The sequence below is a fragment of the Saccharobesus litoralis genome (assembly GCF_003063625.1).
Lineage (GTDB): Bacteria > Pseudomonadota > Gammaproteobacteria > Enterobacterales > Alteromonadaceae > Saccharobesus > Saccharobesus litoralis.
The window spans coordinates 1806822-1832147 of the sequence record NZ_CP026604.1 but is presented as its reverse complement, the minus strand read 5'-3'; the positions used below and the strand labels follow the sequence as shown (position 1 = coordinate 1832147).

General features: G+C 40.8%; 19 protein-coding genes. 6 read left to right on the top strand and 13 right to left on the bottom strand.

Going from position 1 to position 25326, the window contains the following annotated elements; translation table 11 throughout:
• The first annotated feature begins 621 nt into the window (after positions 1-621).
• Positions 622-3597, top strand: a complete 2976-nt coding sequence (locus tag C2869_RS06390; RefSeq protein ID WP_108602162.1) for a TonB-dependent receptor — start codon at positions 622-624, stop codon at positions 3595-3597.
• 750 nt (positions 3598-4347) lie between these two features.
• The gene (locus C2869_RS23125; RefSeq protein WP_408011891.1) at positions 4348-6546 is read left to right on the top strand and encodes a thrombospondin type 3 repeat-containing protein; all 2199 of its coding nucleotides are present in this window, start codon (positions 4348-4350) and stop codon (positions 6544-6546) included.
• 196 nt (positions 6547-6742) lie between these two features.
• Here C2869_RS23125 and C2869_RS06380 read toward each other — a convergent pair whose 3' ends face one another.
• Both C2869_RS06380 and C2869_RS06375 read right to left on the bottom strand, forming a co-directional pair.
• The gene (locus tag C2869_RS06380; RefSeq protein WP_108602161.1) at positions 6743-7441 is read right to left on the bottom strand and encodes a FadR/GntR family transcriptional regulator; all 699 of its coding nucleotides are present in this window, start codon (positions 7439-7441) and stop codon (positions 6743-6745) included.
• A gap of 172 nt (positions 7442-7613) precedes the next feature.
• Entirely contained in the window at positions 7614-8306 is a 693-nt protein-coding gene (locus C2869_RS06375; RefSeq protein WP_108602160.1) for a GntR family transcriptional regulator, read from the bottom strand.
• Between the two features lie 299 nt (positions 8307-8605).
• Here C2869_RS06375 and C2869_RS22455 point away from each other — a divergent pair, with 299 nt between their 5' ends.
• The 4 genes from C2869_RS22455 (at position 8606) to C2869_RS06355 (ending at position 11450) form a co-directional block, all read left to right on the top strand.
• Positions 8606-8977 (top strand): helix-turn-helix domain-containing protein, encoded by a 372-nt coding sequence (locus C2869_RS22455; RefSeq protein ID WP_159084065.1) that lies wholly within the window; start codon positions 8606-8608, stop codon positions 8975-8977.
• Between the two features lie 470 nt (positions 8978-9447).
• Positions 9448-10125, top strand: a complete 678-nt coding sequence (locus C2869_RS06365) for a pirin family protein (RefSeq protein WP_108602158.1) — start codon at positions 9448-9450, stop codon at positions 10123-10125.
• Between the two features lie 161 nt (positions 10126-10286).
• Positions 10287-10856, top strand: a complete 570-nt coding sequence (locus C2869_RS06360; protein WP_108602157.1) for an NADPH-dependent FMN reductase — start codon at positions 10287-10289, stop codon at positions 10854-10856.
• A 345-nt stretch (positions 10857-11201) separates the two neighbouring features.
• Complete coding sequence (locus C2869_RS06355) at positions 11202-11450, top strand: DUF2798 domain-containing protein (protein ID WP_108602156.1); 249 nt, start codon at positions 11202-11204, stop codon at positions 11448-11450.
• 30 nt (positions 11451-11480) lie between these two features.
• Here the strand turns inward: C2869_RS06355 and C2869_RS06350 are convergent, their stop codons facing one another.
• The 11 genes from C2869_RS06350 to C2869_RS06300 form a co-directional block, all read right to left on the bottom strand.
• A complete protein-coding gene (locus C2869_RS06350; protein WP_108602155.1) occupies positions 11481-12215 on the bottom strand; it encodes a helix-turn-helix transcriptional regulator in 735 nt (244 codons plus the stop codon).
• Positions 12216-12300: 85 nt separating this feature from the next.
• Positions 12301-12786 carry a bifunctional 3-hydroxydecanoyl-ACP dehydratase/trans-2-decenoyl-ACP isomerase gene (gene fabA, locus C2869_RS06345; protein WP_108602154.1) on the bottom strand — a complete coding sequence of 162 codons (486 nt, stop codon included), beginning with the start codon at positions 12784-12786 and terminating at the stop codon, positions 12301-12303.
• A 92-nt stretch (positions 12787-12878) separates the two neighbouring features.
• Positions 12879-13682: a helix-turn-helix domain-containing protein gene (locus tag C2869_RS06340; protein WP_108602153.1), complete on the bottom strand. Its 804-nt coding sequence runs from the start codon at positions 13680-13682 to the stop codon at positions 12879-12881.
• A 15-nt stretch (positions 13683-13697) separates the two neighbouring features.
• Entirely contained in the window at positions 13698-14594 is an 897-nt protein-coding gene (locus tag C2869_RS06335; protein WP_108602152.1) for an alpha/beta hydrolase, read from the bottom strand.
• A gap of 125 nt (positions 14595-14719) precedes the next feature.
• Positions 14720-15124, bottom strand: coding sequence for a hypothetical protein (locus C2869_RS06330; RefSeq protein ID WP_108602151.1), 405 nt, complete (start codon positions 15122-15124; stop codon positions 14720-14722).
• Positions 15125-15278: 154 nt separating this feature from the next.
• Positions 15279-15776, bottom strand: a complete 498-nt coding sequence (locus C2869_RS06325; protein ID WP_108602150.1) for a hypothetical protein — start codon at positions 15774-15776, stop codon at positions 15279-15281.
• Between the two features lie 415 nt (positions 15777-16191).
• Positions 16192-17871 (bottom strand): methyl-accepting chemotaxis protein, encoded by a 1680-nt coding sequence (locus tag C2869_RS06320; protein ID WP_159084064.1) that lies wholly within the window; start codon positions 17869-17871, stop codon positions 16192-16194.
• Between the two features lie 122 nt (positions 17872-17993).
• The gene (locus tag C2869_RS06315; RefSeq protein ID WP_108602148.1) at positions 17994-19400 is read right to left on the bottom strand and encodes an FGGY-family carbohydrate kinase; all 1407 of its coding nucleotides are present in this window, start codon (positions 19398-19400) and stop codon (positions 17994-17996) included.
• 405 nt (positions 19401-19805) lie between these two features.
• On the bottom strand, positions 19806-21509 hold the full coding sequence (locus C2869_RS06310) for a purine-cytosine permease family protein (protein ID WP_108602147.1): 1704 nt from the start codon (positions 21507-21509) through the stop codon (positions 19806-19808).
• A 160-nt stretch (positions 21510-21669) separates the two neighbouring features.
• Complete coding sequence (rhaA, locus tag C2869_RS06305; RefSeq protein WP_108602146.1) at positions 21670-22932, bottom strand: L-rhamnose isomerase; 1263 nt, start codon at positions 22930-22932, stop codon at positions 21670-21672.
• A 112-nt stretch (positions 22933-23044) separates the two neighbouring features.
• Positions 23045-25237, bottom strand: a complete 2193-nt coding sequence (locus tag C2869_RS06300; protein WP_108602145.1) for a bifunctional rhamnulose-1-phosphate aldolase/short-chain dehydrogenase — start codon at positions 25235-25237, stop codon at positions 23045-23047.
• Between the last annotated feature and the right edge of the window lie 89 nt (positions 25238-25326).

The window sequence follows — 25326 nt, the reverse complement described above, 5'->3', positions numbered from 1 at the left end:
TTTAAAAAATGCAAAATTTTAAGACTCTGCAAGCATAAATGCCAATGCCATTAAGTTAACGATTTTTGGTAGGTTGGGCTGAAGAATGAAGCCCAACAAAAAATAAAGCTTGTGTTGGGCTTCGCAAGCTCAGCGCCAACCTACGTTGGCTTAAGTTAACGACATTGGCATAAATGCTCGCCTACACAAAAGACACAGCCCCCAGCTAAATACCCACAATGAATGTGCAATGACCAGCCTAGATTGAATCGCGTTCTAATGTATTCTCATTACCTCCACAAATTGGCCTGATAAGCACATCACAGCAATAGATAAATTTACCATTTCACCTTTTAAGTCAAAAATATACTAACAGCACTAAATTTAGATCCAAAAAATCTATCAACTGGCCTTACTGATTAAAAAACCAACCAACAAAATCATAACAAACTGATTTTAAATCAATTTTCATCAAATCCACCAATTATCAAGACATGAAAACTTGTTTCACCATTGTAACAAAACTGACGAAAATTAACTTTTATTTAAAAAATATTGGACAGGCCACTTTATCATCATCTAACTTGATGCTAATCTTTAAATCGAAGTTGTACACATATCGTAATTTCATGGGGACATAGAATGACCATTAAGCAACCAAACACACACATTGCACTATTTAAAAAAACAACTATCAGTGCTTGTATTGCATTAGCCTGCACCAGCGCCTATGCCAATGAGCAAAGTTCAGATGACGAAGTCGAAGTAATCGAAATCGTTAGTAGTTTTAGAGGCAACTTAGAGTCAGCCATAAACGAGAAAAAAATGTCACCTACTATTGTAGACGGTATTTCAGCAGACGACATAGGTTCTTTACCCGCTTTAGACATGGGTGAAGCTTTACAGGCGGTACCAGGTGTACAATTAAACCGTGAAGGCACTCGCCGCGAATCAAGTATTAACTTACGTGGTTTACCTTCAGGTTTTGTTGCCACTACCGCAAATGGGCAAGCCATGGCTACACCAACTCGTGGCACCTCACCCTATGGCCCAGGAAACCCATTTGGCGCATATAACCCTTCAGTATTCAACGGCATTAGCGTACAAAAATCATTAACTGCTGATATGGTAGAAGGTGGTATAGCTGGAACAGTCAATAAAAAAGTTAAAAGCCCGTTACAACGCAAAGATTCATTACGTATGCAAATTGGTACGCGTTACGAGGAGCTAGCGGACTCAATGGATCCTCAAGTATCTATCGCCGCGTCAAAACAATTAATTGAGGGTGAATTAGCCGTTTCTGGTACGTTAGCCTATTCCAAGCAAACTTTCCGCCAAGACGTAATTAAAATCAATGCTTACGAAACTATGAAAGATTCATGGTTCGAGAATGGCAACCAAACCTTTGCTGAGTGGAAAGCGGCAAACAACCTTGCTGACGATGCTATCGTGCAATTCCCTGGAGAATATCGCCAACAAAGTGAAGTGACAGGCGGTGACCGTTTCTCTTTCTCAGGCGGTATCGAATATAAACCGAATGATAATTTAACCTTAGGTGCCACCACTATTATTACAGAGCGTAACTTAGATGATTCGCGCTTAGAGCAATTGGAGGTGCGTTTAGACAAAGGTACTTCAGGTATTACGCCTGTTGCACAGTTCGGGCCACGAGATACTGGTACAAAAGGTAAAGACGGTCAATCGATATACGTATTATCTGGCATCGACTTTAGTGATGCCGGCTATTACTACGACAACCGTAAAGATGAACAATTACAAGATGCCCAAGCCTTTATGTTTGACGCAAAATGGGAAGGCGAACAATGGACATTTGATGGGAATTTAACCTTATCTGACGCCACTAACCGCCGTACCGAAGTTCTATTATCAAACCGTATTGATAAAGTAGAAACAGGAGTCGATGGCTCGGTTTACACAGGTGAAGGTGATATTGGCGCATTTTATTTCAATATGACAGGCACTGAAAACGCGATGGATTTTGACAACGCTGTTTGGAGTCCTAAAATGGCCGTTGCCAATACTGCCACCGTGTTTTCATCAGCTGAATCTGCTAACAAACTGTATATGTTGATAACCGGTAATTTTGAGCAAATTGAGCATTCAAAAGATTCATTTAGTTTTAACGCTAAGCGTGACTTTGACGATGGTTTAATTAGCAGTATTAAATTTGGTTACCGCTTTGCCGATTCTTTCCAAGATTCAACTTATGCTAAAGGCTCCTCTATTGGTATTGATCCCACTGGAATCATGACCAGTAGCAAAATCACCGATCCTTCTTATGTGTCGGAGCAACATTTCTTTGATGGTAAAGCAGATGGTTTTGTTACTGCAGCACAAGGTTGGCGTTCATTTGATTTTGATAGCATGAGTGCAGCATTAATTGGCAGTATCAATATTAACGACATCGCTCCTTCATCTGATGGCGAAGTCGCTGAATTTACACCAACTGGGTACATTAAACGTGGTGGCCGTCAAGCTGATGGTTTCGTGTATAGCTCAGGGCTTAAAACTCATGCTTTATACGGTATGGCTAACTTTGAAGCTGAATTATTTGGTCCGACTTACTTACGCGGTAATGTTGGAGGTCGCTATATTCAATCAGAAACTGAAGCTAAAGCGCCATTAGCGGGGCAAGGCGATATTAATAACTTGCCAGTTGGTGTATACACTGATGACTATAACCACTTTTTACCCAGTGTGAATTTATCGGCAAATTTAGATGAAGATGAAAAGCTGATCATGCGATTTGCTTATAACAAAAACTTAGCGCGTCCTGATCTGCGTTCTGCATCGCCAACAGCCAAGTTTAAGTATATTCCAGGTTTAGCTACCGTTGACTTACCAGGTACAGGAATAAAACCTTTCGAAGCTGATTCGTACGATTTGTCGCTTGAATGGTATAACCGAGAAGGCAGTGCAATTACGTTAGCGTATTTCCAAAAAGAAATTAGCAATTTATTTGATAGTGTGGGTATTTGTGATTCAAGCGCACTAGAAGGTACTGGGGTTAATTTAGGTAAATTATCTGAGCAAGCTGACGGCACGTGTATTACTGATGGTAATCATAATTTGTCAGACCCAAGCTTATTAAGCGCTGGTGATGAAGTTCGCATGTCTGGTTTAGTCAACTTAGCTGAGACAATATCAGTTAGCGGCTTTGAACTTTCAATCCAGCAAAATCTGGACTTTTTACCTTACCCATTCAATGGCTTAGGCGGTGTTCTTAACTACTCGAAAACTAGCCAAGATGATGATGACGAAAGCCGTATTCCTGGTATTTCAGATGATACGTACAACGCTATCGTTTATTACGAGCAAGAAAGCTTTGGTGTGCGTTTAGCTTATAACTATCGTACAGCCTATGACCTAAGAACAACAGGAACGGCTAATGGTTCAGGTGATAGAAGTGTAGCAGCCGCGGGACGTTTAGACGCCTCTGCTTACTACAAGATAACCAAAGATGCAGAAATCAGCTTTAAAGCATACAACTTAACTGAGAGCTTATATGAGGAATATCAAGCCAATGACTGGATGCCACGTACAACCAAGTACGCAGGTAAAGTATTTACAGTTGGGCTTAAATATAACTTCTTCTAAGCTCGCATAACTTCATTAACTCCCTTGTCTATATGCAAGCGGTATTAACTCAGTTAGTACCGCTTTTTTATTTAAAGCTAACCATTCAACATCTCAAGCAGCGAGCTTCTCGCGATAAGTTAAAACATACTAAAGCTGTTATGACGAGACTTGGCTTAAAAGTCCCTACTTTTCTTTTGCTAGTACTTTTTCAATTTAATTTTGATTAATTGAGGTTGTTCAGTGTAGGCCGGTCTTTAGGCCGATGGGTACGCGAGTTACAAGGGTTTAAATATTGGCCTGAAGGCCAACCTACAAGGGATTCAACTGATCATTTCTTTCTGGAATCAGCACTAGCTTTGCTTTTTCGACATAAAGGTTTGCAGGCTCTGCAAGCATAAATACTCGCCCACAAAAATTTTATTTTTGAAAACGATTATTTTAAGCCTGAAAAAGCAAGAGCGCTGTATAAAATCCAGCCTTAACCTACAGCAAACCTTATTTACCAAAGCAAATTACCCCCCTTACAAAAAACTAAAAAACACAAGGTAATAACATATAGCGATATTATTTGTTAATTTTTAGTTACATACATTGCCTAAGTGTAAAAGATCACCAATACTTATATCACTATCATATGGCCTTACCAATTAAACAAGTAAGAGGTTGATGATAGTTCACTATAAATTAAATGTATTAGGTACTCACACTATGAACAACACGATAAAAATGAAGACAAGGTATACAGTTGCGCCTTTAGCTATGCTCTGTATGGCGACCGTAAGCTCAGCCTATGCCACAGCTGGCTTTAATAATGGATCAGCATTACCAACCACCAGCAATAGTGTTATTAATGCTGTCGATTACGGTGTTATTGCCAATGATGGGCAAGATGACGCTGCGGCTATTCAATCTATCATCGATAACGAAATAAACCTTAACAATAGTCCTGACAACTTGATCACCATTCAACTTCCAGCAGGGGAAATTAATATTGCTCAAGAAGTTCATATTGATCGCTCAGGCATAATTATCAAAGGTATGGGTAACTCCCCTACAAGCGGCACAAACATTGTAATCAACTCTTGGCAGCCTTATGGCACAGCGAGCGATGGTGCACCTGATTTTGATAAAAAATACTGGCCAGGTTTTGCCGCTTTTCGTGTTGAAACGCGCTTAAAACACCCAAATGAACAAGCCTACGAAGGCAGTATTAACTTTCACTGGAAGCATGCCATTGAATTTGATCAAAGTGCAGCCATTGGCGATACCGTTTTGAAGCTTGAAAACAACGGCGCAAGCCACTTCTCAGTAGGTGATTTAATCTATGTTGGTGCCGCTAATGACACCGCTTTTTTAGATTTAGGCCAAGTACCAAGTAGCAAACGTAACAAGAGTCACGTCACAACAGGTCACATGCGTACTCAAATATTTAAAGTCACTGCGGTAAACAATAGCAATGATCAAGTGACTTTAGATCAGCCTCTTGAATTTGACATCGCTTTAACCAACGACAGTGGTTATAAAAGTCGGGTTATGCCAGTCACTGCCATTGAACAGGCCGGTTTTCAAGACTTTTACTTAACCATGGACAAATCCAATACAGATTGTGCGCCCTATAATACGGGAGTGTACGATGCTGCCTCTAACCCTAATGGTGTCACTTTTCGCTATGAAAACTTATGCCCACAAGATGCCATTCACGGCATATTATTTAAATGGGCCTACAATGGTTGGGTAGATAATGTCGCAATGGAAATGATTGGTTCTCATCCAATTGTTACTGAATTTGCTAAAAACATGACGATTTCCAACAATACCTTTAACGGCTCTTGGAACAAAGGGGCTGGTGGCAATGGCTATATACGTGGTTCGAAACTATATGATAGCTGGATTACAGGTAATGATATTCAAAACGTACGACACATCACATTGCAGTGGTCAGCCACGGGCAACCTTGTCGAAAACAATACATTAAATTGCGATATCAACTTACACGGTGGCTGGGAGCGTAATAACATTATTCGCAATAACACGGTGTTAGTCCCTTATGAACATCAAAGCTGGAGCAGTGGCGCACCGGGAACAGGCACTTGGCAACCCTTCTGGTGGGCATCAGGCGACCATGCAACTAACTGGTCGGGGCCAACAGGACCAAACAATCAGCTTACCAATAACACCTTTAAAAAAGCCTTATCATCTGGCGCTGCAATCAACACTTGGGGATTGTTTGATACACCAAACGTCACTTACTACCTCGGTTGGGATGGCACTGGCTATAAGCATTTAGAAGATAACTCTGGCCCAGTCGCCACTTGGACTCAACAAATAGCCGAAGAAGTTTACGCCAATATTCCCAATTCAGGTGTAACAACCAGTTCGACATCCACTTACGATACAGACAATGACGGCGTGTTGGATAACGTTGATCAATGTCCAAATACACCAGCCGGTGCAACTGTTGATAGCTATGGCTGTGAAGTGATTGGCGACAGTGACAATGACGGCGTATTAGATAATGTTGATCAATGTCCAAACACGCCAGCCGGTGCAACTGTTGATAGCAATGGTTGTCAAGTGATTGGTGATAGCGACAATGACGGCGTATTAGATAACGTTGATCAATGTCCGAATACGCCAGCCGGCTCAACTGTTGATAGCAATGGTTGTGAAGTGGTTGTCGGCGGCTGTAGCCAAATTATAGATATACCTTGGAGCACGAAAACGGAAGTCACTCTAGCAGCTGGGACTTGTATCAGATTTGATCGTGACTTAAGCGGCGAAAACAATCAATTTTGGGACAGCGATGAAAATACTTCGTGTAACTTCCGTGGCACAGTGACATCGGTGGATGGTTCAGGTAGTTTGGCAATTAATAGTAATTATGTTTCAAGCCAAGCGCTTAGTGGCACAACCTTATTAATTGAGTCAAACAACAGTTGTCCTTACATCAAGGTTAAAGCTTATTAATCAATTAAGTTTTGCTTGGTTGAGTAGGTCGAAATTTATTTCGACATCAGCAGCGTTCTAGGCACAGACTTAGTTTCCAGAGGTTACATTGCCTTAGTTTTGTAGCTTTTGTCGAGGCTTCATAAGTAGGCCTTCGACCTACAAAAAAAGCCCGCTATTGCAGCGGGCTTTTTACATTCATTTGCTATATTAATATTTATTCGTGATCAAAGTGCTTGGCAGCATTTTCGGTCGCGCTATCAATATGATTCTTCATGGCTAAGCGGGCACGTTCACCGTCGCGGTTTTTTAATGCCGACAGAATTTTACGATGCTCTTCAATGGATGGAAGAATACCTTCATCACGAATTTTTTCAAAAAACGCAGTGTTTTTGTACTCTCGATTACGTAAATTCCAAAGCCATTTAACCGACTCATACATAGCCGTATTCTGGCTAGCTTGAGCAATAATTAAATGGAACTTATTGTCGGCCTCTTCACAGGCTTTACCATCACTTAACGCCCCTTCCATTTCCTGCAATATATCTTCTAATTCTTGCAATTGGTCATCTGTGATACGTCTAGCAGCTAAGGCACAAATTTCCGATTCAAGCACATAGCGCATTTCCAATATTTCAAACGGGCCAATGCCATCTTGCGATAGCTCGGTTTGCTCTTCGACTGGGGTATCGGCAACATAAATACCAGAACCTGTACGAATTTCTATAAGACCCGCTAATTCCAACGCAACCATGGCTTCGCGAATTGTCGGACGGCTGACTCCCAATTTCTCTGCTAAGGTGCGCTCGGCAGGAAATCTATCCCCAGTTTTAAACGTACCATCTTCGATAAGTTGTCGTAATTGGTCTGCCACTTTTATATAAAGGCGATCTGTGGTGATAACTTTAAATGCCAATTTGAAAACTCCTAATCGAACGTGAATGGCTACTTATTAAGGTTATCTTACCATTTACCAAGCAAACGATAAACAATTGTATCGTCTTCTCGCTTAGGTTTATGGCTTCGTTTGGGTTCAATAAGCCGCTATTTAGCTGGTATTTCTGTCTGACCACCTAACCTAACTGAATTTACAAACCTTCGGCTAAGCTTTTGCTATTTTGTAAATGCTGCCACATCGCGTTGCGAGCTAAGCTTGGTTGTTTACATTGTAATGCACTGTAAATGGCTTGGTGTTCGGCAATCCAACTCAACCTTGCCTTTTCATCGAATAGTTTGGCGCGCATGGCCGGCCATTGGCGGGAAGATTGATATAAAGAAAGTAAGCGCTGAACGGCATCAACCAAAACCGTATTTTGCGAGGCCTGTGCTACTGAAATATAAAACCCGCTATCATCCAATTCATGACTTTTACAAGTTAACTCTTGTTTTATAACGTTTTTTACCTTAATTAAATCGGGTTTAGTCATGTTCATTGCCGCCAGTTCAGCCACTTGGCATTCAACCACTTGTCTGGCTTGAAAAATATCGGCCGCATGCAAACTAGTTGAATATGGTTTACTAAAAGCATGAAATTGCTTAGCAGAGCTTTGCTCCTTAACTACCATAGGAAAAGCGATAACGTAAACTCCTGAGCCCTTACGCGCTTCAACTAAACCTTGTAATTCAAGCATAGTTATAGCATCGCGCACTATCGCGCGAGTCACTTTAAATCGCTCAGCTAAAATACGTTCAGACGGCAGGCGGCCACCAATCCGATAACGCGCTTGCAAAATATCCTCTTTAATCAGCTCTCCTATTTTAAAATAGGTACGTTTTTTCAAGAGCTATTACCTCTAAATAAATAGTGAATATAAATATCAGTGTATAAAATCAATCTTAGTTATCATATAACATGATAACCAGCACTACATTATTTAGTTACAATTATTCGTTTGTTATACGGATGATAAAAAAGACTAGAAACAACTTAGCGCGTTTTAACTTGCTTGCACACACAATCAAGGTTGTGATCAATAAATGTTCGTTTAAATACGGCAGTCACAATCCAATACTTAACAGTGACAGAATAATAATAACGTATCCACTGTTGCATATTGCCAAGCATAGGAAACAACTATACATGACGACCAACACACGTAACAAACAACAAAGAAAATATGAACATGTTAATGCCGCACTAAAATGGGCGGAATTAAACCTACATTTACCGATCAGTATTGCTGATATTGCGGAAAAAGCCTATTTAACTCGCAGTACGTTTGAGCGATTTTTTAAGCAAACTCAACAAGTGAGTCCACGCACTTGGTTAATTCAAATGCGTCTTAAAAAGGCTTTACATTTATTAGCGACAACTTCGCATTCAATAGACAAAATAGCGCAAAAGTGTGGCTACGTTTCAGCGTTATCATTACGCCTAATTTTCAAACGTTATTTAGGCTATACCCCTGGTTATTATCGCCGAGAATTTGTTGAAAATCAGGATAAGTCTTAATTTAGATGTAATTACTCAGCGTAATCCATTTTATGTAATCAAAATAAGCATACTAACATCAGGGTGTTAATAATTGCTGCTCGCCGAGCGAATAAACCCAACTATACGGTTCTTTCTTGAACAGGCCACAATTGGTTAAATAGGGGTAATCATTGCTGATTTCCCCTATTTATTCATCAGCTAAAAAATCTGGTTTTTCTATACAGTTCCCCGAAATATACACATTCAACTAATTGCCATCTACGTTTCTAAAACAATCTGCGTAAAACTGACCCTCTGCAGCCTATACCCTCAGTACTGCCCATTCAGACAGGTGTGAAACAAATTAATCACTTTACAATTTATTTAAACTCACGGTTACACAGAGTTGATAACTCAGGCCGCGAATAATTAGCGTTTCAGCAAAGGCTGAACTGCTAGTTGCTTCAATTATTCGCGATAAATTTGAAAAAGCACTAAGGAAAATATCAATGAAAATTTTACACAGAGACTCTTTACCTCGTGGCGGCTTTGCTGGCTTACGCGAAACTCGTTTAATTTACGATAAACGAATTAACCCTTCCGCTCCTGATCACGTTTGGCAAGGCTTAGGGAACTTTGTTTATCTAGCCGATGCTAAGTACTTACCATATGGCGAAACGAAAATGCATAGCCATAAAGAAATAGACATAGTTACAGTGTTATTGGAAGGACAGCTCGCACATGAAGGCTCACTTGAACACGGTCAATCGTTAGAAGCACCGCAGGTGCAAGTGCAACGTGCTGGGGGTGAAGGTTTTTCTCACAACGAAATAAACCCTAACGAAGACGGAACGCGTTTGCTACAAATTTGGGTATTGCCCGAGCAAGCAGGATTACCCGCACAATACAAAGTGTACAACCCAGCTTTAAATCAAATGCAACGTATTTACGGTGGTAATAAAACGCAAACCGAAACATTCGATAGCAACACGGTTATTGAGGTTGGCGTACTTAACAAAGGAGCGGTTATCGAGCGCCAAGGAGACTGCTTAATCTATGTCGTTAACGGCCAAGCGACGATAAATGATCAGCTTGTTCAAGATGGTGATTTAGTTCGCGGGGCAGATCTCAATTTATTGGTTACCAGTGAACAAGTCCACCTAAGCGTTTTTTACGTTGAACTATAGTCAAAGCGATCGGGTTTTAGGGGAAGCCGTCAAGCTTCGAGACCCCATGAGCATATGCTCTACTATGTGATTGGGGCGAGTAAGCGCTGACAATGAACCATAAAGCCTGAGCGAGAAGACTATATAACCTTTAAATAATAGTAATGTGAGGAAAATTAAACATGAACAAAATCACCGTTTTTTGCGCCAGTAATAATGACCAATCGATTAACCGTACTCTTGCTAATATTGTCGTAAACAAAATAGCAACTCGATATTCAGTGCAAACTAAGCTCGCCGATATTCGCGATTACCCATTGCCTATTTATAGTTTGCCATTTGAAAAACAACATGGCTTTCCTGAACCAGTGCATGTTGCACGAGAATTATTTGCAAATGCTGATGCTATGGTTATTTGCTGCCCTGAACATAATGGCTCAACACCTGCGGTTTTTAAAAATCTGATAGATTGGATGTCACGTTTGGAGACCAAACAGCAAATGGTATTTCCTAAAAACCAGCCTGTTTTATTATTAAGTACCTCTCCGGGTAAACGCGGTGGATTAACTAATCTGAATCATTTATCAGACGTAATGCCTTGGTGGGGAGCCAATATTATCAGCAAACTGGCTATAGGAGATTTCTACAATGTTTATGCTGATGGCCAGTTTTCTGCGTTAATCGAAAGCGAACTCGACAATCTACTAAACCAGTTTGTACTGAGTATCGATAGCTATTGTCAGGCGGTTTAATAAGTTAAGTACAACGTACCTACTCAGTGAGTTTTAAATGCAGAGATAAAATTGGCTGCTAGCCTCTAAGCGTACCGTCATACCTGAGAATTCAGGTATCCAGTGTCTTTTACTTAAACCTAACAATATTTATCCAACAAAAGTCGCTGGTTCCCCGTATGCGCGAGGATGACGAGGGTATTTTCCTAAACCTCGGTGATAAAATTACAACCGATTGAGGTAAAAGAACGCTTCTGAAAATTGTGTATAAGAGATAGACCTATGTCCTGTAGGGACGACAATGACGAGCCTAAGGCCTGTGAAATTTACAACGTTTAGTAATTACAATACAACAAGGAATTAACAATGAAATGGCTAAGTAATAAAGCTAATTTAGCGGCAATACTCATGGCGTTTTTTATGTCAGGTGTCATGTCGGCAGCACTTGAGTTTGTGTTTTCAAATTTTAATTTAGCATTTATGCAGTTTATCTCGACATGGGCTTTATCTTTTGTAATCGCTTTACCTACGGTATTTTTATTGGCTCCTATTGTCGATGCTTTAGCAACTAAATTAGCAGCAATAATGGCAGCAAAAGTCACCTTGCACGGGTAGATTAAATCTAGCCTTTACATTAAAAGCGCTTTAAGTCGAAATCAGACCAAAGTGAATTGCCTTTGCGATAGACTGCGAGCGATTAACAACCGAGAGTTTTTCATAGATATTGGAAAGATGAAATTTAACCGTGCGTTCAGAAATAGAGAGTAACTGAGATATATCCCAGTTACTTTTGCCTTCTTTTACCCAGTTAAGCACGTCTAGCTCGCGATCAGTAAGCTGTGGCTGCCACAAGGTTTTTCGTTGATATTGCCCTTCACGATTAAATATTTCGTGAATATGGGGAGTTACAAACTCTAAAATATCGCGCCATTGTTCAATATCTTCATGACTAAACACTAGCGAGATAAGTGTAGAACCTTGCTGGTTTTTTCTTAATATGCTTAAACCGTTCTCACCGACATACTGCTTGGCCATATTTTTAAATTCAACAGCGTCAAATCGAGTGTTGTTATACACATCCTGCCATTTGACAACCTGATCCACTTCGTTAACCGCCTTAAGAATCGGATCTACATTGTAAAACTGGCGTTTAAAATAAATTTCAGGCCAGGCATGATCAAGGTTGTAACTCACAACTTGTTGCTGATCTTTTAAAGCAAAATTTAATTCTGTGTCTAAAACAATGATTGCACTTTCAAACGGAATGATGTTGTTTAGCTCTTCTAACACATTAGCAATATCCTGTGGTTCGCTCGATGCTTTTACACAGTTAGAGAGCAAAGAAAGTAATGCTTGAGAGGTTGTATGTTCGAAGAGCACAAATAAGTTCCTTTTACTGAAATATTACTGGCTCTAAATTGACCCAAGCAAGCCAATAATAATTTCAAAATTTACTCGATATATGTTAAATCAGGCCAACTTTAAGTGAATCAGCTTGATAAATCACTTCATTGTTTAACAATACTTTGCCATCAGCAATGCCAACTGGCAAAGGTCGTTTGATCACTCTTTTTATATCAAGCCGATATTCAATTTTTTTGGCGTCTGGATAAATTTGCCCGCTAAACTTAACTTTATTTACGCCTAAAGCACGTCCTCTACCAGGTAAACCTAGCCAACCGAGATATACGCCTAATAGTTGCCACAAAGCATCTAGCCCCAAACAGCCCGGCATAACAGGATCGCCAGCAAAGTGACAATCAAAAAACCAATGCTCTGGTTTAATGTTAAAACTTGCAGCCAGTTGACCTTTATCATAAACCCCACCCTCGGAACAGATATTGTTAATCTGATCTATCATTAGCATTTGTTCTGAAGGCAGTTGAGCGTTGCCCTCACCAAAAAAGCCACCTCGCGCCATAGCCAATATTTGTTTGTTTGAAAACTGCATTTGTTTGCCTCTTAAATGATTGAGACATCTAGTTTTATTTAGATAAATACAAATTGATTGGAAGAATCGGACATTTTAATCAAGGCCAATATTTAAACCGTATATTGGTTAACTAGGTTAATCGGTGTAGCACCAAAATAGGTTTTAAACTCATTTATACAGTGAGCTTGATCATAATAACCAAGCTCATTGTCGATTAAATGCTTAGCCTTAGATTGATTGAATAGTGTTCTACAAGCCTGCTGGGCTCGAATTACATTGATAAATTGCTTGGTATTTAACCCGATATTTTGTAAGAACAAGCGATTTAAATGACGACTTGTAACACCAATTTTTTCTGCAATTATTGAAACCTTTTCGAATGTTGACGGCCGCTCTGGCAAATATAATATCAAAGACAATGCATGCTCTAATTTCGGGTTTAACACTTGATGGAATCGTGTCATTAGCCATGACTCGAATAAGGTAACACGCTCTGCAAAAGTGGCTTTATCGTATACTTGATAAGTAAGTCTTTGTAACTCGCTATTTAACAGATCATCGGCCGGTACCAGTTGCCCAGCCACTTCTGATAAATCGATATTAAACAACCGCCTCAGTACACCGGGGCAAAACCACACCCCAAAATATTCTTCGTCAGCATACATATACATAGGCACATCACAAACCTTGATTTGCGCCCCAGAAAAAAGCGCGCCGCTTTTTGATAAATAAATAGCTTGAGTTCCATCAGGCAACACTCGATATAAAGTAGCCTGCTGAGTTGAAACTTGAACAAACGCGCTAACCGTATTTTTTAAACCTGGACTTGAGGCACAAATATTTAAAGCTAAGCCAAATTTTGTTAAACCGGCTAGGGTTAACGTCGGTTGAAAAGGTTTATACAAAGTACTCATAATAGAATTTTAAGTTCAGTCCCTAGTATGCTTCGCGAAAAACTGCATCGTAGCTTTAAATACTAGCTTCGCTTGTAGAGGCTTAGAACGCGTTAGGCTGTGCTTTCCGCCCTCCACTTCTATATATTCGTACTCATGCCCTAGTTTTTTAAGTTCGGCTGTAAAGTGTCGACTCATTTCGACTGGGACAACGGTATCCGCAGTACCGTGCGAAATAAAAAACGGTGGGTCTTGTTTATCTAAATAAGTAACGGGGGAAATAGCAGCTAGTGACTTTTGCATGTCGTTACTATTGTTTTTAAATCGTTTTACTAAAGCAAAATCCTGATAATTGGCTTTAGTATAATCGCCCACCGGCGGTGATTGCGCCATAACCGCTTTGACAACCGAATCATACTCTGTGTATAAGCCATGCTTGGCAAAAGCCGATGAATTGCCTGTAACCCCCAACATAACCGCCAAATACCCGCCGGCTGACGCGCCATTAACCACGATATTATCAGGGTCAATATGCAGCACTTTGGCATTCGCCTTTATAAACCGAATGCCGGCTTTTACATCTTCAATCGCAGCAGGGAACTTATATTCTGGCGCTAGGCGATACATCAAACTGGCAGTAACAACGCCTTTACTAGCCATTTTAACAATACGTTGGTTTAACGAATTTTTATCGCCTTTAATAAGCCCGCCACCATGGATGAATACCAATACGGGTCTTGGCTTCTTCCCTCTTACTTTGGGCTGGGCAATATTAATTGTTAACTTAACCCCTTCTATTTCACCAATTAGAATATCTGTTTTTAAACCCGTAAAATTTAATAAGTGTTGTGTCTCAGGATCTTTGATTGTACTAGCATGTGTTATGCCACAAACAAGCAAAAATAACAGTGGCATTAATTGGCAAATTTTCATCAAAAATCCTTATTAATTATAAACAGTTAAAGTAATACTAATACTTTCTGTCAGTGCGCCGCTCGGTTAAGCTAGCAACACTGGGTGCCGGCAGGATAGCAGGTCATTCCATTATTGGAAAAGCACTACTCAATACGCTGCCAAGTTTCATACTCTACTCTAAGGCCATTTTCCCATCTAGCGTTATGCCATATATCACCGAGTAATTGATATGAAAACGTATAAGTTTTACCGCTCGCTGTTTTGTATGACGTGTAGATAGGTACCTCAATATATTCGTCATTAGTGTAACTAAACTTACCTGTACCTGAGCTCCAAAATTTATCGCCGGACATGCTAACAAAACTAAAATAGCGATTAGTGATGACTTTAATTGAACTCAGGTTTAAATCTTGGTAGTTGACCAACACACCTTCATGGTTGATATATTCACCAGCAACCAATTTCCATGTACCTGAAAACGGATTGGCAAAAGCGTTGGCAGACAGGATAAAAATACCTATCAAGGTGATTTTAGTTAAGCGTTTCATTAAATATTTGTCTCCGGTTACTCAAGAACTATCAATACAGATCAAGAAAAAATGGGTTTACAGACAAATATATAACACATAACAACCAAAATGACAGCGATGTCATTTTGGTTGTTATGTAATTAGTTGACGAATATATAAATTGGTTGGTCTTTTAATCTTCTACTTTTTGCAATTCAATTTTGATAGGTACTTCAAATATTACCTCTGGCTTTTTTAAGGTACGGTTATATTTACGATAAACCCACTTATCACTTTCTTTACTAAACCAGATATATTTTTGAGCCGCTAAATTGAATCGAATATTGTTGAATTTATAGTGTTCAGGCTCTAGCAATTGAAAACAACTGGGATTATCAAACTCTCCCTGTTGACCATCAGGTAAAGTGAACTGGAATTTTTGCGGCTCTTGAACGTATCGCAAACTCCAAGCGTTACCTTGGGTACTAAATCCTGCACGATAATAGTGTTCGCAGCTAATTTTAATATGGGTAGTTTCTGATGTTCGCAAGTCTTGGTATGAAATTAGAAAGTGTCCTGGAATTGGTTTTGATTCACGAGGAATCAAACTATCCAAACCTGCAACTGTAGCTGGAACAACAGTGCAACCATTTAAGGTAATTAAAACTAATACAGCAGCTAAAATTTTCATATTGCATTTTTTATCTCGGAATTAAGTATCGATAGTTAACCACATTTTTTTCGTAAAGAAGATATAAAGGTAAAAAGTAGTAAATAGTGATACCAAGGGGTGATTGACAGCAATATCTCCAGCAGCAGCTAAAAGTTACAACACAATCAGCCTTGTTTTAGGCTAGATTTGGCTTCAGGGAGCAACTTTTGCTGTCTATAGATGCAGGAACTTAGCGCTAGCAGGGCGCGGTAGCTTTGCCTGCATGGATAGCTTGTACTTATGATTTGACTGGATCAAGAGCTTGTTGACTTGCTCTTTTAGTCAAAAAGGTTTGCAGGCTCTGCAAGCATAAAAACTCACCCACAAAAACTGAATATTTTAAAACGCTAATTTTCCACAAAACTTGGTAAATTAATTACCTTATTTAAAGAAATTAAACCGTAAAACACCCAACCTCTTTGTTCAGCACTAACACATTCGATTTTAACTTTTGGCCAGTTTCGGTGACAATTCTCGATTCTTGCTCGGTATTACTCGTGAGTTCGTGTAAGTCATGGAGGTTTTTATTAAGCTCTTCTGTAACACTGGTTTGTTGCGCGGCGGCTGTCGCGACGACAGAGTTAACCTCGTTAATAACCTTTATGGCCAAATTGACTTTTTGCAATGACTCATTCGAGGCCACGGCAACATCTCGCGCTTCCATACTAGAAGCTTTACTCACTTGCATAGCCGCGGCGGCATTGGCAGCGCCTGATTGCAACTTATCAATCATCTCGCGAATTTCTTCTGTACTGGCTTGCGTGCGGCTAGCTAAAGTGCGTACTTCATCTGCGACAACGGCAAAACCTCGACCCTGCTCTCCTGCGCGAGCGGCCTCTATTGCGGCATTTAATGCGAGTAAATTAGTTTGCTCAGCGATTTGTTGGATCACTTCCAATACACTGCCGATGGCATCAGTTTCGCGCTCTAGCTCATTCATTGCGACAGATGATTGCTGAATATCATCATCTAACGACTGCAGTTTATTAACTGCCTTCAACAAAGCTTCTGAAGTCGCTGACGCTTCATTAGTAGCATCATTTGCAGCACTGGCTGCCCTGTTACCATTTTTAGTGATTTCTTGCGCACTGGCGACCATTTCGTAAATAACTTGGTTTAAGTATTCGGTTTTAATGCGTTGCTCTTCCACCAGTTTCAAACTGACTTTCGACGAGTTATCTAAACTCACGGTAGCATCATTGATAATACTGGCCTCATCCGTTACGTTTTTAACGATCTGGCGAATTTTCTCAGAAAAATCGTTAAACGATTTTGCACAACGCCCCACTTCATCATCAGATTCTACTTTTAATTTATGGGTTAAATCGCCGTTACCATGAGCGATATCTTGTAACGCTTCATTCATGTTGTCTAATGGGCGTAATGCTTTAAGGATCAGCATTAAACACGCGCTCCAACAGACAATTAAGATAACAATTGCAGTGATCACAGTTTTGGTAGTAATACGCTGAAATGTTGAGTCAAAGCTATCTATTTTCTTTTGTACCATGACTTCAATATCGTCAATAAAATAACCTGTACCAATCAGCCAGTCATAGCCGGGAATATTTTGCGCATAAGCCAATTTAGGCGCTTGGTCCTCGTCACCTAATTTTTTAAATGCGGTATAGTGAATAAAGCCGCCCCCCTGTTTTGCAACATCAACCATCTCAATCAATGGATGTTTGCGACCAGGAAATTTATTGGGGTCTATATTGAGCTTTTTAGCCGGTTTAGGCCCTACTCTGCCGTTAGCAATAGCATACAAATCGTAGCTATTAATAAAAAAGTAAGTGCCTTCGCCAAAGCGCAGGCGGTAAATCATGTCTTTAATCGCTTGGTCACGAGAGTCGGATGGCGCTTGTTTTAAAATGCCATCCATGGAAGACAGGGCAAGCAAAACAAGTGATTTAAGCTCATTCTTTTTCTGAGCTAGCAAGGTGGCTCGTTCGCGCTCAATTTGTTGTTGTTTAAACGACTCAAGCTCATTTAAAGTAACCCACAACAAAATAACTGAAATGATAATTAGCGGTAATGTACAAATTGCGAGCAATTTGTTTTTAAGCAATTTCATTTTTTTTAGCATGTTGGCTCCGAACCACTGTTCAAGGTAACGCTGTGCAAAAAGCACAGCATAAATATTTTAATAAAACTCCTTAACTTACATCTCCCTCACATTGAGTATAGATAGCATAGTTAATTTTGCTGATTAATTTGTGCTAACCACAAGGCTTGATATGCCGCAAGCCCTTGCAATTGGGTTGTTTTAGCTTGCGATGTTTCAATTTGGCTTTGCACATTATCCCAATCCGTTAAATAAGCCGCGCCCATCACAGTACCGGTTGAATCTTGCGAAAGTTCAACATTTTGCTCAGTTCTTAGTTGATTAATCAGCGCACAAAGTAATGGGTTTTTAAGGAAGGCCCCTTCAATATAAACCGTACCCTTGGACTGCAATACACTCAGTTGATAATCAACAAGTAAAGCACAATATAAGGTGGCCAGCGCAGCGCCCTTCACCTGATCGACTGGGCCTTTAAATGCGGGCTCACAGCCACCAAATGGGCCACTGCCGCCACTAAAGTCTGGCAAGGCCAATACCGCTTTATCTATAACCGCTTGCAAATCTTGCTCATCAAAATGATCACTCACTTTAGCCTGAGTTTGCTCACAAATAGCCGCGAACTCTCGCCCGCCCATAAAGCGAGCACACGCAATCGGACTGCTTAGTGCATCAATATTGGCTAACATGTCTTTTGACTGTTGTAGGTTAGTTAACGGCACTTGCGATGCCATTAAAATAGTCCAAGTACCTGAAGAGACAACCGTAAACGGCTTGTCACCTTGGGTTAATTTATAACGTAAAAAGCTGGCATTACTGTCATGCAAACCACTAAATACTTGGCACTGGCTATCAATACCCAACTCTTCGCTTAACTCTGCACGTAGCCCACCACAATTTTGCCAAGCAGGCGCTAATGGTGGAAACTTATCACGACATTCCAACTCATCAACAAGTGACGAATAATCATTGCCGGCAACAGACCAAAGGTCAGTATGACAACCTAACGAGGTGATTTCAGAATACCGCTGGCCTGTTAAACGCCAAACCCAGTATTGCGGATACATCAAAATATCAGTCGCTTTGGCAAACTCCTGCGGGAACTGATTTTTAAGCCAATATAATTGGCGACCTAAATTAAGCCCAGCGGGTAAATTTGGTGAATAGGTTTGACTGAAATCGGGACGCACTTGAGCATAGTTTGGGCTTTGCTCATCGGTGCCTGTAAATTCATAATCTAAAACGGGTAATACTAACCCGTCGTCTGTCTCACTATTGCGATCGATCAATGCCGCTGTCGCTCCATGGGTCGTAATAGTGATGCGAGTGATATTAAAGTTACCGGCAAATTCTTTAACATTCGTTTTAAACCAATGCCAAATAGCAGAAACACTGGCTGCTGGATATTGACCTGTGTGTACTACAAGGTTATCCATTTCTTTTGAATAAATAGATAAGTAACTGTCATCTAAAACATGTAACTTTACATGCGTTTTACCTATATCAAGGATCAGAGTGTTTTCATTAGTTGATTGAGTCATATCAAGATCTGGCACTGAAAATTGTAAAAAATATAAAGGAAATGAAAGCCAGTAACTTAGTCACTAGCTTCTTTGTTATATATCGATGCTTGCTAAAAAATTGATCCGTTGAAATTACTGTAGAGCAAAACCTAGAACTCGGTTAAATCACGACCTTATGCGCATAAAACAAGTATTGGTTTTGTTGGGCTTCATTCTTCAGCCCTACAGGCATTCCCCAAAAGTTTGAACGGTTGAATCTACAACCACTTGCTAAATTGTAGGGTCGATTTTACATCGACAAACCTTGTGCTAGCCGAAATAAATTCGGCCCTACAATGGAGCTGGTCGTTAATCTTGCATGCTTTTCAACTTAGATTAACAATAAAAGCCAGCTCAACTTATCAAAACTTTTGTGTCGGAGTACTAATTAGCTTCAACCGTTTCGCCATTGGCTTCTACGGCTGCTTCTTCTGCATTATTGCTAGCAATGTAAGCATAAGTCGCGGTCACAAAGTAAACCAAGGTTGGGAAAATTAGCCAATCAGTCACTAAAGCAATATTGCCTTCAGCGTATGAAGCAACACCTAAATACAAGCATAGTCCAAGTGCTGCCCAAGAAACATATTTAGCCATCTTAGCCAGTGCTGGTATGGTGTTCTCATCTGCTGATTGCTGAGCACTTGGTGATGCTAAATATTCAGCTTCAATTTGCTTACGCTTTAATTCTTGTTGTTCAGCTACCGCCGCTTGTGGGTAGGTTTCTTTCGCCCCCATGGCTGAAGCTAAACCGATATAAAGCAAGGTAGAGAAAATCCATAACGGGATAAGAATAAAGAATAAGTGCAGTAATCCTGCTTGCTCAACGGCGATACCAGCGGCCATTGATACAATCCAAGTGATAAAGGCGGCCATATTAGTCGTGTTACCTTTATAGCTTGACCAGTAACGCGTTAAGCCAAGTTTAGGGAACAACCAATGTTCAGTCACTATGATGGCACCAACAGGAGCAAGCAATAAGCCCATATAGCCAACAAAGCCAAGTAAGCCAGAGAATACAAATGGCGAACAAGCAATAATCGTAGTAATAACACCCACGACAATCGTTACTTTAGTACGACCCCAAGCGTGGTTTAACGAGCTAAAGGCTAAACCAGCACGATAAATAGTTGGGTTTGACGTTGTCCAACCGGCAATGATAACCGCAATAATGCCTGATACACCTAATGCGGTATAAGCAACAGAACCCGGATCGATAGCTGTAATGCTAGTTTGGAGTAAAATCGCTGCACCTGCACCCATAATACCGGCACAGATCCAAGCCATGTAGTGGCCAATAAACATACCTAATGCCGAGAAGTAACCATACTTAGCTTTTTTAGCAAAACGCAATAAGGTCATATCACCTAAGCTACCGTGCATGGCTAAGTTAGCGACCCAAGCAAAAGCAATAACATGCCAAATACCAATGTCGCCGTCGCTATCTTTCCAAATAGATTGACTGGCAACCGTCATAAAATCGCCAAAGCTGTTAATGCTATCAACGCCGGCTGTTGCGCCAACCGTGGTCGGCATCATGACTAATGCGCCAACAAAAAACATTAATATCATCCAAGGTGCACAAATTTCTGCAAATGCTGCAAGCTTTTTAAAGCCTTTAACCGCCATGTACACAACAACAGCACCAACCCCTAATACCACTGCGACAAACCGCATATCAGTTGGGAAATAACCAACTTGATCAGGAATACCAAACGGAATACGCACCGCCGACGCTGATACCGTGATCATTGCGCCCGCCAGTACACAGAACAAAATACCGTTAACGACACTATAGAGTTTGATCGTGCCAGGGCCGGCAATTTTCTCTAAATAGGCGTATAAGGTTAAACGGGTATCGGTTGCAATAGGAGCCGTGATAAGGCCCCATGTTAAAACGGCTAACAGGTTACCAAATAATAAACCGATAATGACATCCATGGCGCCGACGCCCCATGAAACAAATAATGCACCGATAACAAACTCTGTACCGGCAACGTGCTCACCAGCGTAACTGGCCGCAAATGTTTTTGCGCCTTGGAGCTTTTTAGGCCCGACTGGTTGAGTTTCAAATTCTTCTGCTGATGACATATTAGCCCCTTTGCTATTGCCAGCACCCAGCTTGCTGTGTACTAACAATGAATATGTATTGTTGTTATTAATTATAATTCTAATTATCTAAAACAAGTGAAGATGCCTAAGCACCTTCACTATTTATTATTACATTAGTCTTCACATATCAGACAAGTTACTACGAACGCTTAAGTAAAATTTCTTCTTCGTAAGCTTTTACATCTTGTAACCAATCAGCACCTACTGGCGTGCCTTGCTGTAAACAATGGTAATCCCATACAGCCGCCCAAGGTTGTGAATGTGCTTCTTCCATTAATGCTAAACGAGTCGTGTAATCAAAATCTTGCTCTGCCGCTTTGATTTTAGCAACCGGCTCAAGAAGCGCTTTAAGCAATGCTTTTTGCGCGTTACGTGTACCAATAACCCAAGCAGCGATACGGTTTACTGACGCATCAAAGAAATCTAAACCGATAGACATGCGGTCTAATAAGTCGTTACGCACGATTTCACGCATGATTGCTTGCGTTTCGTCGTCGAAAGATACGATGTGATCGGAATCCCAGCGCATTGGACGAGTTACGTGTAACTGCATGTTTTCAATGTAAAGTGAACACGTACTGATCTTGTCAGAAATCACTTCTGTTGGATGGAAGTGACCGGCATCTAAACAAAGCGCTGTACCACGAGTAGCAGCATAGCTTAAATAGAATTCATTACTACCAACCGTGTAAGCTTCAGCGCCTATACCGAATAATTTACACTCAACCGCATCAACGTGATACTTAGTGTCAATTTTTTCAGAAATCGCTTCGTCTAATGATTCTTGCAGGCGCTTACGCGGCGACAAGCGATCAGCAGGCTGATCTTTCATACCATCTGGGATCCAGATATTCATGTATGAAGGTGTGCCTAATTCTCTACCAAAGTATTCAGATACTTTACGGCTGGCTTTAACGTGATCGATCCAGAATTGACGAATTTCATCATCAGGGTGAGATAAAGTAAAACCATCATCTGATTTTTCATGCGAGAAAAGAGACGGGTTAAAGTCTAAACCAATACCTTGCTCTTTGGCCCATGTTACCCAACGCTCGAAATGGCGTGGTTCAATTTTGTCACGATCAACATCTTCTTCAGAGTCAATATAGATAGCGTGTAAATTAACGCGCTTAGCACCAGGGATTAAGCTGAACGCTTTTTCCATATCAGCACGAAGCTCAACCGCCGTAGTCGCTTTACCTGGGTAATTACCAGTGGCTTGAATACCACCGCTTAATTCACGTTGTGCAATTTCAAAACCTTTTACATCATCGCCTTGCCAACAGTGAATTGAAATAGGCGTTTTAGCTAATTGCGCTAGTGCTTGCTCGGTGTCGATACCTTGCTTAGCAAAAACTTCTTTTGCTTGCTCATACGCTGCAAGTACTTGATCTTTATTCATGATTTAATCCAACTAAAAACTAGTTAATATGCCTTGTGTACGTGCTTTCTTGCACGTACCAAATTAATAATTCAATCGGATGAACCAACTCGATCCACCCTATTGATAAAAATTAACGCAAGAACGCTTCGTGTAGACCGCCATCAACACTAATGATTTGGCCTGTGGTTTTACTTAACTGGCCAGATACCATTAAGTATGCCGCTTCAGCTTGGTCAGCCGGCGTAATTGGCGCTTTAGTCAAGGTACGCTGTGCATAGAAGTTTGCTAGCTTGTCACGTAATTCATCATCTGAATCGCTCTGTGCAAACTCGACATCGTACTTAGTTAATGACGCAATCACACGGTCACGTGGGAACATGGTGCTACCTTTAACTACTGTCGCTGGGGCTAGACCGTTTACGTTAACTAATGGTGATAACTCTACCGCTAATTCACGAACCAAGTGGTTAGCAGCGGCTTTTGACGTGTCATAAGCCAATGAACCTTTTTTCGATACTGCTGCATTAACACTAGTCGTTAATACCATGGCACCTTTTAGGCCTTGTGCTTGCCAGATTTCATTCGCTTCTGTACCAACAATGTAGCCACCTTTAACGTTAACCGCGAAGCTAACATCAAATTGCTGGTCGTTTGACATACCCGCTTGACCTGGTGCTAAGAAGACACCCGCAGTCACGATAACTTTGTCGATACCGCCGTAAGCCAAAATCACTTTGTCGAACATGGCTTTAACACTTTCACGGTCAGTGATATTCACTTCAGCCGCAATCGCTGGACCACAACCTGAAATACCCGTACCGGCTACACCAATACCTTGACCATAGATAGCGGTTAATTCATCAGCAGTTTTTTGCGCAGCTTCTGCACGTAAATCAGCACACACTACATGCGCACCTTCTTTTGCAACACGGAAGGCAGTTTCTTTACCAATGCCGTCGCCAGCACCAATCACAACCACGATATCACGCGCTAGTGGCGCTTCTTTTGGCATACGTTGTAGCTTGGCTTCTTCTAACGCCCAGTATTCAATATCAAAGGCTTCTTGTTGTGGTAAGGCTGTGTATTCACTGATAGCTTCAGCACCACGCATCACTTCAATTGCACAGTTATAGAATTCAGTAGTCACACGTGATTCAGATTTGTTTTTACCCCAACCAATAATACCAACACCTGGGATTAACACGACTGTAGGGCTAGGATCACGCATTGCTGGTGAATCGTCACGCTTACACGCATTGTAGTACGCTGTGTAGTCTTCACGGTATTGCTCAATACCCGCTTTGAACTTTTCAACTAAGGTTTCAAAGCTGTCTTGTTGTGGGTTAAAGTCAACATACAATGGTTGAATTTTGGTACGTAAGAAGTGATCAGGGCAAGAGGTACCTAACTTAGCTAAACGCGGTGCATCTACGCTATTAACAAAACGTAACGCATTTTCATCTGATTGCACTGTGCCAATAAATTTAACTTTATTTGACAATAAGCCACGCGCAACCGGTAAAAATTTGCTAAGTAATTCGTTACGTGCGTCTTCTGCTAAGCTATCTACTTTAGCACCACCAAAGGTCATTTCACCTTTGTCATGTTCTTCGATATAACGTGCTGCTGTTTCAATAACCCATAATGACGTTTCGTAACAGCTTTTGCTCTCGCTATTCCAGTTAGTGTGGCCGTGCTGACCTAGCAAAATACCTATACTGTCAGGTGCCGCAGCATATGCTTCTTCACATACTTTTGCCGCTTCCCACCCAGGACGCATCCATGGTACATAAGCCATTTTGCCGCCCCAAATCACTTCGGTAAGCTCTTTTTGGTCTTTACAAGATGCCACAGCAATAACCGCATTCGGGTGCAAGTGGTCAACATGCTTGTCAGAAATCATTGAGTGTAATGGTGTATCAATTGACGAAGCGCGAGGATTTAAACAGAAGTTACAATGCTTATACATACCCACCATTGCATCTTCACCGGCTGACTTATAGCCCGTTTCAGGTTGCTTTTGGTAAGCTTCTTCAAGGTTTTCTAATTTACCTTGATACAAAGAAGAAAAGTTTTCTTTTTTCGCTGTACGTAAATCGCCACCAGAGCCTTTAACCCACAACACTTCGACTTCTTCACCGGTTAATGGGTCAAGTTCCATGATTTTGGCTGATGTGTTACCACCACCCGTGTTTGTAATACGTTGATCAGCACCCAATACATTTGAACGGTAAACTAAACTTTCTACTGGGTCTAAACCTTCAGCTACAGCATCATCCCAGTTGTAATCAACATGGATAAATTCATCTTTTTTAATAGGCATTGGCCTTCTTCTCCAACTCGTGATGTCTAACAACAATCTGTGTTTAAAATGAAATATAACGATTTACGATTAAATAATGCCCTAATAGT